Origin of the sequence: Parabacteroides massiliensis, from assembly GCF_900155425.1 — a bacterium.
In the GTDB taxonomy this organism is placed as follows: Bacteria; Bacteroidota; Bacteroidia; order Bacteroidales; family Tannerellaceae; genus Parabacteroides; species Parabacteroides massiliensis.
Map to the genome: position 1 here is coordinate 1,595,959 of NZ_LT700191.1, position 13,683 is coordinate 1,609,641.

The 13,683-nt window shown below is 46.0% G+C and carries 8 protein-coding genes; all 8 read right to left on the bottom strand.

Annotation, left to right across the window (positions count from 1 at the left end; translation table 11 throughout):
• Positions 1-76 precede the first annotated feature (76 nt).
• A complete protein-coding gene (gene uxaC, locus BQ9893_RS17460) occupies positions 77-1,480 on the bottom strand; it encodes a glucuronate isomerase (RefSeq protein WP_075967101.1) in 1,404 nt (467 codons plus the stop codon).
• An 89-nt stretch (positions 1,481-1,569) separates the two neighbouring features.
• Entirely contained in the window at positions 1,570-2,238 is a 669-nt protein-coding gene (locus BQ9893_RS17465) for a bifunctional 4-hydroxy-2-oxoglutarate aldolase/2-dehydro-3-deoxy-phosphogluconate aldolase (protein WP_075967102.1), read from the bottom strand.
• A 47-nt stretch (positions 2,239-2,285) separates the two neighbouring features.
• The gene (locus BQ9893_RS17470) at positions 2,286-3,329 is read right to left on the bottom strand and encodes a sugar kinase (RefSeq protein ID WP_075967103.1); all 1,044 of its coding nucleotides are present in this window, start codon (positions 3,327-3,329) and stop codon (positions 2,286-2,288) included.
• A gap of 80 nt (positions 3,330-3,409) precedes the next feature.
• Entirely contained in the window at positions 3,410-4,852 is a 1,443-nt protein-coding gene (locus tag BQ9893_RS17475; RefSeq protein WP_075967104.1) for a sulfatase family protein, read from the bottom strand.
• Positions 4,853-4,862: 10 nt separating this feature from the next.
• Complete coding sequence (locus BQ9893_RS17480) at positions 4,863-7,397, bottom strand: glycoside hydrolase family 95 protein (protein ID WP_087880705.1); 2,535 nt, start codon at positions 7,395-7,397, stop codon at positions 4,863-4,865.
• 88 nt (positions 7,398-7,485) lie between these two features.
• Positions 7,486-9,189, bottom strand: a complete 1,704-nt coding sequence (locus BQ9893_RS17485) for a RagB/SusD family nutrient uptake outer membrane protein (RefSeq protein ID WP_075967448.1) — start codon at positions 9,187-9,189, stop codon at positions 7,486-7,488.
• A gap of 12 nt (positions 9,190-9,201) precedes the next feature.
• Positions 9,202-12,510 carry a TonB-dependent receptor gene (locus BQ9893_RS17490; protein WP_075967106.1) on the bottom strand — a complete coding sequence of 1,103 codons (3,309 nt, stop codon included), beginning with the start codon at positions 12,508-12,510 and terminating at the stop codon, positions 9,202-9,204.
• A gap of 156 nt (positions 12,511-12,666) precedes the next feature.
• Positions 12,667-13,659: a FecR family protein gene (locus BQ9893_RS17495; protein WP_075967107.1), complete on the bottom strand. Its 993-nt coding sequence runs from the start codon at positions 13,657-13,659 to the stop codon at positions 12,667-12,669.
• Positions 13,660-13,683 lie beyond the last annotated feature (24 nt).

Genomic DNA, 13,683 nt, shown 5'->3' on the forward strand with positions numbered 1-13,683 from the left:
AGTTGTATTATAAATAAAGAAACGGACTGTGTCAATAGGAAATTGACACAGTCCGTTTTTCTCAAGAAAGGATTTCTTAGAATCCGAAATATCCTTTTGCGTTATTGTAGCTGATGTCTTCGACCATCTTGCCGATGAACGGCAGTTCGGATGCCGGAAGTAGACCGTCTTCCACTTCACGACCCAGGATGTTACACAGGATACGACGGAAGTACTCGTGACGCGGGTAGGACAGGAAACTGCGGGAGTCTGTCAGCATTCCAACGAAACGGCTCAGCAACCCTAAGTCGGACAATGCGTTCATCTGTTTTTCCATCCCGTGAATCTGATCCAGGAACCACCAACCGGAACCATACTGCATCTTGCCCGGAACCGTACCGTCGTTGAAGCTGTAGATCGTTGTCATCAGCAGTTCGTTGTCGCGCGGGTTCAAGTTGTAGAAGATGGATTTAGCCAGTACGCCTTCTTCGTCCAAACGGCTCAGGAAGCGGGCCAATGGAGTAGCGACTTCAGCATCTCCAATTGCATCGTAGCCGGTGTCAGGACCTAACTTCTTGAACATACGGGCGTTGTTGTTGCGGGTTGCACCATAGTGGAACTGTTGTACCCAGTTGCTCTTGGCATCCATGACTGCAAATTCGTACAACATGGCAGAACGGAATTTGTCGATCTCCTCGGCTGTCAGTTCTTTCTTCATACGTGCCTTCAGGAAGATTGCTTCGATTTCCGCATCTGTGTAAGGTTCTGCATAGAAAGTGGTCAGACCGTGGTCGGACAGGCTGCAACCTTGTGATGCGAAGAAGTCATGGCGTTTCTGCAAAGCGTCGATCAAGTTCTTGAAGTTGAGGATCGACATGTCGGCAGCAGCTTCCAACTTGGTCAGATATTCATTATATGTATCGACATTCTCGATGGCCATAGCCTTGTCCGGACGCCAGGCAGGAAGGACTTTGGTCTTCAGGGCGCTTTGGCGGATCTGGGTGTGATACTTCAAATCATCGATCGGATCGTCGGTCGTACATACGACTTCCACATTCATGCGCTCCATGATTGCTTGGGCGCGGAATTCGGGGGTTTGCAATTTGGCAGTACATTCGTCGTATATTTCGCGGGCGGTAGATGGATTTAACACCTTGTCTATGCCGAAGATACGGCTCAGTTCAAGATGGGTCCAATGATATAGCGGGTTGCGCATGGCATACTGCATGGTTTCGGCCCATTTTTCAAATTTCTCGTACGCCGGTTTGTCTCCCGTGATATATTCTTCGGGCACGCCGTTGGCACGCATTGCACGCCATTTATAATGGTCGCCACCCAACCATATTTCCGTCAGGTCGGCAAACTGGTAGTTGTCGGCTATCTGTTGCGGGATCAGGTGACAGTGGTAATCGATGATTGGCATTTTGGCTGCATGTTCGTGATACAGCTTTTGAGCTGTCTCGGACTGGAGCAGGAAATTGGAATCGAGAAAGGATTTCATGATTTATGATTTTAGATTTATGATTTATAGATTTATGAATTATGAATTATGATTTATCATCGGTGCATAAATCATAATTCATAAATCATTTAACGATATTTTTTGATGACAGCCAGTGCATCACGACAAAGTGTGGAGATTGCCTCCCAATTGCCGGCTGCAATCATTTCTTTCGGGAACAGTTTGGAGCCCATGCCTACGCAAGTCACACCTGCCTTGAACCAAGCAGCCAGGTTCTCTTCCGTCGGCTCTACGGCACCTGTAGCCATGATCATGGACCAAGGCATCGGAGCTTTGATGTTCTTCACGAATGAAGGTCCGCCAACGTTTCCGGCAGGGAAAATCTTGCACAGGTCGCAACCTACTTCCTGGGCGAAACCGATTTCCGAAACGGAACCGCAACCTGGTGTATACGGAACTAAGCGACGGTTGCAAACCTTCGCAATCTCCGGGTTGAACAACGGGCCGACGATGAAGTTCGCACCCAATTGCAAATACAGGGAAGCTGTTCCGGCATCTACGATAGAGCCGACGCCTAATACCAGTTCGGGACATTCTTTTGTGGCGAACTTGATCAGTTCGGCAAATACTTCGTGGGCAAAGTCACCGCGATTGGTGAATTCGAATGCACGGACACCGCCTTCGTAGCAGGCTTTGACTACCTGTTTGGCGATTTCTACATCTTTATTGTAGTATACAGGTACCATTCCTGTGCTGACGATCGCGTCGAGTACCTGCATTTTATTGAATCTTGCCATGATAAGATTTATGAATTATGATTTATGAATTATGCTTGAATGGTCAATTATCTCGACACTCGTCCGGATGCGTCGCCACTCATCAGTTTTTCAACTTCTTCGACTGTCACCTGGTTGAAGTCACCGTAGATCGTGTGTTTCAGGCAAGAAGCTGCAACAGCGAAATCGAGCGCTTTCTGGTCGTCTGTCGTATAAGTCAGCAGGCCGTAGATCAAACCTCCCATGAAAGAGTCGCCGCCGCCAACACGGTCAACGATATGCGTAATATCGTAACGACGAGACTGGTACAGTTTACCGTCGGCATAAAGAACGCCGCCCCACGTATTGTGGTTGGCATTGATGGCACCACGCAATGTGATGATCACTTTCTTTGCACGCGGGAATTTTGCCATCAGCTGTGTACATACGGATTCGAATTCGGCAGCATTCACTTCGCCGTTCGTAGCTGTCACGTCGAAACCTTCCGGTTTGATACCGAATACCTTTTCCGCATCTTCTTCGTTACCTAAGATTACATCGCAACCGGCAACCAGTTCCGGCATCACTTCTGAGGCTGTTTTACCATATTTCCACAGATTCTTACGGTAATTAAGGTCGCATGAAACAGGGATACCCATACGGTTTGCCACTTGGATGGCTTCGAGGCAAGCATCTGCCGCACCTTGTGAAATAGCCGGTGTAATGCCTGTCCAGTGGAACCAAGAAGCATCTTTGAATACTTCTTCCCAGTTGACCATTCCCGGCTGGATTTCTGAGATAGCCGAATGAGCGCGGTCGTAGACAACTTTACTGGCACGGGCTACAGCACCTGTTTCCAGAAAATAGATACCCAAGCGATCGCCACCGTAAACAATGTGAGAAGTCCCTACACCATATTTACGCAAGTCCATTACGCAAGCACGCGCAATGTCGTTTTTAGGCAAACGGGTTACAAACTCGGTAGCAATACCATAGTTAGCCAGTGATACCGCAACGTTTGCTTCACCGCCACCAAAGGTGGCATTCAATTTATCACTCTGACAAAAACGGAGATAGTCTGGAGTGGCCAGTCTAAGCATGATTTCTCCAAAGGTTATTACTTTCTTATCCATATCTATGGTTTATAATGTGTTCAGACCACAAAAGTAGAAGTTTATTTTTAAATAAGCATGGAGTGTGCGCGAAAACATAATTAATAACTGAAATTATTCCAGAAAACAGATGTGTCATTTGTCCTCTTCTGCTTTTCGGTCATCTTTTCGCGAAGATGCAGGATTGTTTTTCTGTATTTCTTTTGTCCGCTGAGATCGTTCATTTCCCAAGGATCGTTTTTCAGATTGAATAACTGGGTCGTGCGTTTCCCATTCACATGATATTCGATCAGTTTCCAGGTTCCATCGGAAATGCTGCGTTGATTATCCATATAGCTGTAATAGAGGTAGTCACGGACAGGTCCTTTCCCGTCTAAGGAGGGGAGTAGACTGACGCCGTCTACCGATTGGGGAACAGGCAGTTGGAGCATGTCGCAAAGGGTTGGGAATACGTCTATCAAGTAGCATAGGTCTGCAGTCTTTTTACCGGTATGCTGTGCTGCAGCTTTGATCATCAAAGGGACTCCGACACTATGTTCGTATACGTTCTGTTTCCCCATCAGACCGTGTTGTCCGACTGCCAACCCGTTATCTCCTGCAAATATGATGATTGTGTTTTCGTATAACCCGTTATCTTTCAGAGTTTGTATAATGTCGCCTACGCGTTTGTCCACATGGGAGACCATGGCATAGTATTCCCTGATATGCTTTTTAATCTCATCCGGACGGCGGGGAATGGCAGCCAATACCTCGTCACGTATTTCCAATTCTCCGTTATCGAACGGGTGCTTTTCCATAAAATTGGGCGGAAGTTGTATTAGGCTTTGGTCGTAAAGTTGCATATATTCATCCGGCATGCTCCGAGGGTCATGAGGAGACATATAGGCTACCGACAGGAAGAACGGCTGGTTTTTATCTTTTTGTTGTTGAATATATTCGACGGCTTCATGGGTGAAAATATCTACGGAATGCTTTCCCGAATATATATACTCTCCTTTCTCATATTCGACCTTGTTCGATTTTGCCTGATTACGGATGACCGGGCGGCGTTTTCCGTAATTCATATCTGCGTGATAATCGTACAAAGGGACATTCCAATGATCCCACATGCCTCCGAAAAAGATCGCTTTCCCGTCTTTGAAGCAACGGTTCAAGGCTTCATGGCTACTGTGCCATTTACCGGTATGGAAAGTATTGTAGCCGGCTTCCTGGAGGGTTTCACCTATCATTGTGTGCGAATTCGGGATTGTTGCTCCCTGTTTTTCGAGGTTATAAAGATATTTCCCGGTCATTAGCATGGCTCGGCTTGGCATACTGACGGCTCCGGATGTGCCACCCATGATGTGGGCGTTGGTGAAGACTGTACTTTCTTCTGCCAACTTATCCAGGTAGGGCGTTTGGACTTGTTCTTTTTCTAAAAAGTTCATTCCTGAAGCCCGCATGTCGTCGGCAAGAATCAGGATGATATTGGGCTTTTTATCTGCTGCCAGTGAACTGACAACAGATAAAAAGGAAACTCCGATCAAAGATAGTGCTTGTTTCATTTCTCCGTGTTTATTGTGTGATTAGATAAGTTCCATCTTTTTGCGTGTCGAATGTCGCTTGGAAATATTCTTTACCGTTTGACCGGACCGGAATGGATGTAGCTATGGCTTTACCGTCCGATTTAACTGTGAAAGCTTGCCCGGCACGAAGCGTGCAGCTTTTTCCTGACAGCGAACGGATATTGGCCTCCGTCAATTTTCCTTCTTTCCAATTCATGGCGATTTCGAAGTTTCCCCGGGCTTTCAAGCCGGAAACAGCACCCTCTACCCATACGTCGGGCAAAGCAGGCAACAGATGAATGTATCCGGCATGGCTTTGCAATAACATTTCAACGACACCTGCCGTATAGCCGAAATTGCCGTCGATCTGGAAAGGTGGGTGTGCACACAGTAAGTTCCGGAAGAGCCCTCCTCCTTTATGAGCACTGTTTCCGAATCCGACAGGATTGAACAAGTTGGCGATGATCTTGTAAGCATGATTACCGTCCAACAGACGCGCCCAACAGTTGATTTTCCAGCCCATCGACCATCCGGAAGCCAGGTCGCCCCGCAGTTCGAGCGTTTTGCGGACTGCATTGAACAACTCCGGCGTTTTGTCCGGTGTGATCTGATCGCTCGGATGGAAACCGTACAGGTGGGAGAAATGGCGATGTTGAGGTTCCCGTTCCTTGAAGTCATACATCCATTCCTGCAACTGCCCGCGTTCTCCGATTTGATAGGGTAGCAAACGTGCTAATTTATCTTTCAATTCATTGCGTAATGGTTCGTCCAGATTGAACATTTCCGAAGCTTCGATCGTGCGGGTAAAAGTTTCACGGATGATTGCCATGTCCATCGTCGGTCCCATGCTCATAGCGGCCGTTTGCCCGTCGTCTGTAACGAAACTATTTTCCGGAGAGACACCGACAGGAGTCACCAAATGCCCGTTTCCGTCTTCTATCAGCCAGTCGGCAAAGAACTCGGCGGCTCCTTTCATCAGGGGATAGGCTTCATTTTTGAGGAATGCTTCGTCTTGTGTGAATTGGTAGTGCTCCCATAAATGGCTGCATAGCCAGCCCTGCACCATCGGCCAGAAAGAGGCTGTCGGCACATTGTCGTTCGGCAGGGATTCCCGCCAGATAGAAGTGTTATGATGGGCCACCCAACCCCGGCGGTTGTACATGTTACGGGCTGTTTCAGCTCCGGATACTGCCAGTTCCCCGATCATCCGGAACAGAGGTTGCTGGCATTCCGACAGGTTTGTCAGCTCGGCAGGCCAGTAGTTCATCTCCGTGTTGATGTTGATCGTGTAACCGCAATTCCAGGCCGGGATCGTATCTTTGTTCCACATCCCTTGCAGGTTCAGTGGTTGTCCGCCGGGGCGCGACCCGCTGATCATCAGGTAGCGGCCGAATTGGAACAGGAGGGCTGCCAGGTCAGGATCGGCTGTCTGGGCGAATTGTTCGAGCCGTTTGTCGGTCGGCATCGCTTTTTGTTCGGGGGAGGAAAACAGTTTGAAATCGACGCGGTCAAACAGGGAATGGTAGTCCTCTGTATGGCGTTGTTTCAGTGTCTGATAGTCATAAGACAGAGCTTTATCCAAGATACCGGCGGCTTTGGCCGAAGGATCGATACCTTCCCGGCTCGGACTCTTGTCGAAACCATTGAAGCTGGTTGCCATACTGAGTACGAAATAGACTTCATCCGTGTCGTATACATGGATACCGGAGTCAGTGATCTCACATTTTCCGTCTTTAGGAAGAACCGGTTTCAACTGGGCTTCGAAGAACATTCCTTTCCCGTCGATCTCGTCGCCGTAAAGTATCCGCTTGTCAAACTTGCGTTTGCCGTTTGCATCGTAGAGTTCGGGATGTTTGTACTGGTCGCCCCATTGTTCGATTTGCTTGAATGTACGCCGTTCCACATAACCGGGAGCCTGTCCGTGAAGGATCAGACGGTCTTCTGTCCCTTTTTGCAAGGCTGTGGGGTGTGGAGAAGTGAAATCGAGTGAGATGTCGATACCGTCCGGAGTGTTGCTTTTCAGCCGTACGACGATCACGTCATCCGGATGGGAGGCAAACACTTCCCGCTCGTAATACGTTCCGTCCTGTTGGTAGATGGTTGTGGCGATGGCATCCGAGATATTCAGTGTACGTTTATATTGCTCGGCCTCTCCTTGTTTGTTGTTTTGGATATGCAAGTCCCCGAATGGCTGGTAATACTGGTGCAGGCGTCCGAGCCAGTTCTTACAGACCAGGTCGGAAACTTCCGTATATTTTCCGGCTTTCATCAGCCCGACTGCTTTGTCGAACATTTCCGGCGTGATTTTTACGTCTTTGAAAACGACCGACGGTTCCCCGCTGTATAATGTGTTTTCGTTCAGTTGGAGTTGCTCTTTGGCGATTCCTCCGAAAACCATCGCTCCACTTCGCCCGTTACCGACGGGTAGGGCCTCGTCCCAGTTCCGGGCCGGTTCGTCGTACCATAAGGCAAGCGGTTCTTTTTGCGATGTTTTCGCACACGCAACCAGCAACAATAGTGAAATCAGATAAGTGATAATGCGCATATACATGGTATTTTTAGGATTATACAAAAAAAGTGTCCGGATGCAAAGATATGCAATTCATCCGGACACTTAACCGATTTAGAATGAATTAATATCCCGGATTCTGTTCGAGCGTAGCATATACATTTCGTTCGATCTCAGAGTAGGGAATAGGCCATAGATTATGATAATCCTCGATTGTCAAGCCTGTTTTAGGGTTATACTTGCGGTTTCTCTCTGCCAGTTTACCCATACGGCACAGTGTAAGCATTCGCAATTCTTCACCGTATAGTTCGCGCATACGTTCATCAAGCAGGAAGTCTATGTCCACATCGGACGGTTGAATCGGATTGGCATTCGCCCTTGCCCGGATCGTATTGATATCTGCCGCAGCATTAGCCAAATCCCCTTTTCTTATATAGGCTTCAGCTCGGAGAAGGTAGGTTTCTGCCAAACGGAACATATATTCGTCTTTGTAGTTGCTGTTGGCACTATTGATCAGAAGATGTTCCCCAAATGGAGTCATCAAAGGATTACCGGTTGCATCTACCTGATATAATTCTTCAGGAAAATTTCCGACCCGGGAGAATTTGGTTATTAACGGGAACCATTGCCGTATAGAATCGACTTGTTTATAGTAGCCGTCTTTTACCATCCATTGCCCAAAAGCGGGAGATGCCGGATTATCGATTTGTAGATCTCTTATTATATTGAACTTCGAGTTTCGAATGTCCTGATCCGAACCTTTGGACCACAAAGTATTGAAGAAATAGCTCGTCGGTTGTATCCAGCCAACTCCACGTCCGCCTTTCGCATCTGTTACTCCCATAAAAGCTGTTGTTTTCACATCGGCTCCGGCCTCGTTTTTAGCCGTAATCTGTATGTTCTGGTAGTAAGGAATGATAGCCCAAGGCATGTTATAGGCTGTTTTTGAGCCTGCGTTCAGGTAATCATATTGTAAAACCCATAAACTTTCCTTATTTCCGCTGCTACGGTTCTGATTGTTCAATCGGAACAGATCCCAGTATACGTCTCCTTCCTCATTAGCCCTCGAACCGAAGCGGTTTGTCATCAGAGCCATTGCCGGGTGGTTTATGACGGCTGTTGCCGTTTGAATCGCTTCGTCATTTCTATTAAGGCAAATGTAAATTTCGGAAAGCAAGTGTTGGGCTACTTGTTTGCTGATTTTTCCGTCTTTTACAGCATCAATATCCGGTAATAATGTGACGGCTTCTTCCAGGTCTTTTCTGATTTGTTCATACACTTCTTCTCTGGAAGCTCTGACATAATCCCGGCGAGGAGCTGGAACTTCTTCAAGAATCAGAGGAACTCCTCCAAACAGATTCGCAAGCATTCGATATGAGAATCCTCTGAAGAATAGCGCTTCGCCACGGATAACTTTAGCCTCCTCTTCAGGGACTGAGCCGGCGTTCGGAAGGCGGCTCAGTATTACATTCGCATTCGAAATGACGATATAGACTTGTTTCCATACATTCGCCGGAACGTTGAATGTCGGAACCATTACATTTTTATAATCATTCAATTTGGCTGCCTTGTAATAGTCTGTGGCATTGAATGCGAAATCTGTTGCATAGTGGAATGCAAAACGTGTATCGGGATCTAATTCCCATTGTTGGTATCTTATCCGGTTATACAGATAATTCAAGGAAGACTGGAAATGAGCGCTTGTTTCCATCGAGTTTTCCGGAGAGTAAAAATCTTTCGGTTCCTCTTTCAGAAAATCGTTTTCGTTACAAGATGATAAGGTGGCCAATGCTGCTAAAACCGCAATGCCGTATTTAATTGATTTCATGTTCATTCGTTATTAAAATTCAAGATTAAGACCTACGGAATAACTTCTCATGACCGGATATTGATTGGAAACCAAGCCTGTACCGGTTTCCGGATCCCAACCGTCCCAATCAGTAAAGGTAAGCAGGTTCTTTCCTGTTACATACAGTTTGAGCCGGTTTACTTTGAACTTGTTCAGGAATGCAGACGGCACGTTGTAAGAAATTGTTACATCCTGCAGACGGACGAAGCTGCGTTGTACATACGGAGAAAATCCGGAACCTCCCAATGCTTGCGTGTAATAGCCTAACTGGCGATAGCGGGCATTCGGGTTTTCCGGTGTCCAGTAATCAAAGTTAAACAGATTATTTTGATAGATGTTATCCGGGTTAGGCAAGCTGCTGCCCGGCTGTCCGTAATAATAGTTCTTGCCGCCTTGGATCGAGTTAATCAAGAACTTTAACTCCCAATTTTTATAACGGAATGAGTTTTGGATACTGAAACGGTATGCCGGATCTGTATATCCAAGGATTATGCGGTCTTGATCTGCTGTATATTTTCCATCATTATTCACATCCTGTACCTTATACGTACCGTATTCGAAACCATCAGGGATCAAACCGGCTTGTTTATCTGCAATTTGCCACATTCCGATGATGTTGTAATCATAACAAACTCCGTAAGGATGATTGATAAAGATCTTATTGGTTACCAGGTCGTCTTCTTTTCCGTCTCCATCGGCGTCGATGCCTAAAATGCTGACAACCTTATTTCGGTTGCGGGAAAAATTGAAAGTAATATCCCAGCTAAAATCTTTTGTCTCGATAGGCACACCTGTTACGGACATTTCAAAACCACGATTCCTCATTTTACCGATGTTCGATGATATTTTGTCTAATCCATTGATTCTCGGTATGTCGATGTCATACAACAGATTATTTGTCTGCGATAGGTAATATTCTATATTACCGAAGATACGTCCGTTTAAGGCACCGAAATCAAAACCGATGTTGAATGTGTTGGTCGTCTCCCATTGCAGATCTGCATTGGCAAGAGATTTGATCCATTGCATTTGTTCTGCGCTGGAACCATCTCCAAACAGATATCCGGTTTGAGCTCCCATCTGTGCTAATGTCTGATAGCGACCGACCGTACGGTTACCGTTTTGTCCGTAAGACAAACGCAACTTCAAATTCTCCATCCAGTTGATGTTGTTTTTAAAGAAATCTTCTTCGCTGATGCGCCAAGCCAAAGCGGCAGAAGGAAAAACTCCGAACTTATGGTTTTTACCGAACCCAGAGAATCCGTCGCGGCGAACGGTTCCTGTCAGGATATACTTGTCATTATACGTATAAATGGCACGCAGCATGGTATACAAACTCGATTCCTCCCAAGCTCCGGATGTCGCTGTCTGTAAGTCGGCTTGTCCTGCATCCAGTTTGTTGAAGCCTAAAATGTCATTGGAGAAGTTGGTTGCCCCTGCTTTTGTCATTTCGTACTGTCTCTTTTCGATACCGTAAACGAAAGTGGCATTAATAGCGTGTTTCCCGAATGTATTTTTGTAAGACAATATATTGTCGACCGTATAGTTGTATTGGCTGTTGTTTTCCTTTGAACCGGAACCCGTGAAGTTCGCTCCCCATTTGTTGAAATTGTAGATTTTGTTTTCAATCAGGTTTTGCGAGAAATTCATACGATAGTTCAAGCCTTTCAGGAATGGAAAATCGATATCGGCGTAGAAGTTCCCGAACAGATTATAGCGCTTGTTCACATCGTCTTGCTGGATAGTCAGCATTGGATTCAATGTGTTTTTGTAAGGTTCCCGGATATAATCACCGTTCTCGTCTGTTACGGCAACAATGGGAGGTAAGCCTGTCACGGTTCCCAGATCAGGAGACTGGCCGGAGTAGTCGCTGATCGTAAAGAAGGATTGCACGCCGACTTTCAGGAAGTCTGTGATTTTCGTGTCCAAATTGACACGTACGTTATAACGTTTGTATGTATCGTTGATGATCAGGTTCTTCTGATCCGTATAACCCATAGAGAAGAAATAGCTGCTCAACTCGCTTTTGCCTCTGACGCTCAGATTGTGATTTTGTATGTAAGGAGTTTTGTTTGTCAACATTCCCCACCAATCAGTATCGGTTCCGTTTTCATATCCGTTCAAAGCATTCCGATCCATCAAGTGGGATGTCGGATCCCAATTCGGATTCATTTGCAGCATGTCATCCCCTGTGCGGCTTTCTTCCAGATAACGATCTGCTATTTTGCGAAGAAATCCGTCACGGCCTTCCGGATACATATCTTTGTTGGTCGGTTCCTGATAAGAGAATGAACCGCTGTATTCAATTACCGGTTTACTCATCACTTTACCTGTTTTAGAGGTGATCAAAATAACACCGTTGCTGGCTTCCGAGCCATAGATAGCAGCTGCACTTGCATCTTTCAGGATATCGATCGATTCTACGTCGTTCATATTGATATCGACCATGTTGCCACGGAAAATGATACCGTCCAATACGATCAACGGACTGTTACCGCCACTGATAGACGTACGGCCGCGAATCGACATTTCCGGATCTTTACCTGCTTCGGATACGGCTCCTACATTCAGTCCGGGGACCGTTCCCTGCAAGGCTGATCCTAAACTGACATTCGGAGATTCCTGCAAAGTCTCCAGATCGGCACGGACAACAGCTCCTGCCAGGTCGCTCTTCTTGGCCGTACCGTAACCGACAACGACTACTTCATCCAGTTTTTGCGCATCTTCCGACAGCTGTACGTTGATGCTTTTCTGGTTGCCGACTGTAACCTCTTTGGTCATGTAGCCGATATAGGAAAACTGGATAATCGCTCCTTGAGGAACCGAGAGGGTATAGTTTCCGTCCATATCCGTGATGATTCCATTGGTTGTGCCTTTTTCTACTACGTTTGCACCGGCAATCGGGCCTAAATTATCACTTACCGTACCGGAAATCGTCACTTGCTTTTGCTGCTGTTGAATTGCTTGTGCAGAGATGATGATGTGATTGTTCCGGATTACGAATGTACATCCGCTCCCTTTCAGGATCAAGGCGAGTGTTTCATTCAACGACTTATTGTTGACAGAGGCGTTTATCTGTTTATTCAGATTAATGACCGACTCGTCATAGTCGACCGACATACCTGTTTGTTTCTCTATTTCGGAGAAAGCTTCCTTGATTGTGATGTTGTTGGAAGGCAGCGTGATTGACGACTGGCTACTGGCAACTGTCTGTTGTGTGAAAAAGAAAAGAAAAAACATTAATGAAACGCGGAATAAACTAATTAGCTTATTCTGTTGTGTTTTCAGGTTTAATTCCATATTTTTGTAAAATTAGATATGTAAGTAAATACTATGCATGATTTTTTATCCTGCCGGATACTTAGAAATGAATAGTGTTGCTCGATTTCAAGCCGGGAAGATCTGATTGGCGTCATCTTCCCGGTTCTTTTTTTCATATTAGTATCTCCTCTTTGTTTAGCTTATATACACTTTGTTGTCTTTTATTTTGTAGTTCAATCCTTTTATCATTTCTTTCATGACCTCCATAACCTGTTCCAGACCCTCGTCAGGATTGAATTTCATAGTAAAACTTCTGCCGGCGAAACGTTCCGTCTCATAATTGATCGTTACGTCGAATTTACGTTCGATAGTCTTTACGATCTGGTCGAACGAGGCTGTCTGGAATATCAGATACCCGTCGGTCCATTGCATCACACGTCCTGCGTCGACGGTGTTGAGTGCCAGTGTTTCCAAGCGGTGATTATAGATGATTTGCTCGTTTGGCAATAAAATCAGGCTCGTGTCTTTTTTCAAACAGGGATCGACTTGGATTTTTCCTTCTTCCAACGTGGCGATCGTAACATCCTGGTTTGAATAAGCGTTCAGATTGAATACAGTGCCGAGTGCTTTGACTGTCATGTGGGAGGTTTTGACCAAAAATGGTTTTGTCGGATCTTTGGCAACTTGGAAACGAGCTTCCCCGTTGAGGAACAGGAGACGTTTTTTTCCTCTGAACTGTTTGTCATAGACCAATAAGGAACCGGAGTTTAACCAAACTTTCGTTCCATCGGGCAGTTCTATCTGTTTCCGTTCTCCATTTGCGACGAAACATTCTTTCAACTGGGCCTCTTCCACGATCGGATTTACTTTTGTCAGATAATAGTAGGTTCCGAAAGCTCCTAACAACGGCAAAAGTAAGATGGCGGCAATTCTCCTGATATACAAAACGATGGATTTGTGAAGCGTCCGGTTAGAGGTCTCGATCTGCTTATGCAGCCGGGATAATTCCCGGAAAGTGGATTCGTCCGCCACGGCTGATTCATTTTCCCATAAAGTACTCATTGCCTTTTCCTTCTCTTCCAGAAAGTTTCGGTCGAGCAGCCAAGCATGGAACTTCTTCTGAATTTCCGGAGACAGGTCGTTCCCGAAAAATTTCTCTATTAATATATGTATATTGTTTTTGCCCATTTTTCGTCTTTATATGATAGCTGA

Coding starts and splice junctions, on each gene's coding strand:
- uxaC (WP_075967101.1), bottom strand. CDS start 1,480: ATGAAATCCTTTCTCGATTCCAATTTCCTGCTCCAGTCCGAGACAGCT.
- BQ9893_RS17465 (WP_075967102.1), bottom strand. CDS start 2,238: ATGGCAAGATTCAATAAAATGCAGGTACTCGACGCGATCGTCAGCACA.
- BQ9893_RS17470 (WP_075967103.1), bottom strand. CDS start 3,329: ATGGATAAGAAAGTAATAACCTTTGGAGAAATCATGCTTAGACTGGCC.
- BQ9893_RS17475 (WP_075967104.1), bottom strand. CDS start 4,852: ATGAAACAAGCACTATCTTTGATCGGAGTTTCCTTTTTATCTGTTGTC.
- BQ9893_RS17480 (WP_087880705.1), bottom strand. CDS start 7,397: ATGCGCATTATCACTTATCTGATTTCACTATTGTTGCTGGTTGCGTGT.
- BQ9893_RS17485 (WP_075967448.1), bottom strand. CDS start 9,189: ATGAAATCAATTAAATACGGCATTGCGGTTTTAGCAGCATTGGCCACC.
- BQ9893_RS17490 (WP_075967106.1), bottom strand. CDS start 12,510: ATGGAATTAAACCTGAAAACACAACAGAATAAGCTAATTAGTTTATTC.
- BQ9893_RS17495 (WP_075967107.1), bottom strand. CDS start 13,659: ATGGGCAAAAACAATATACATATATTAATAGAGAAATTTTTCGGGAAC.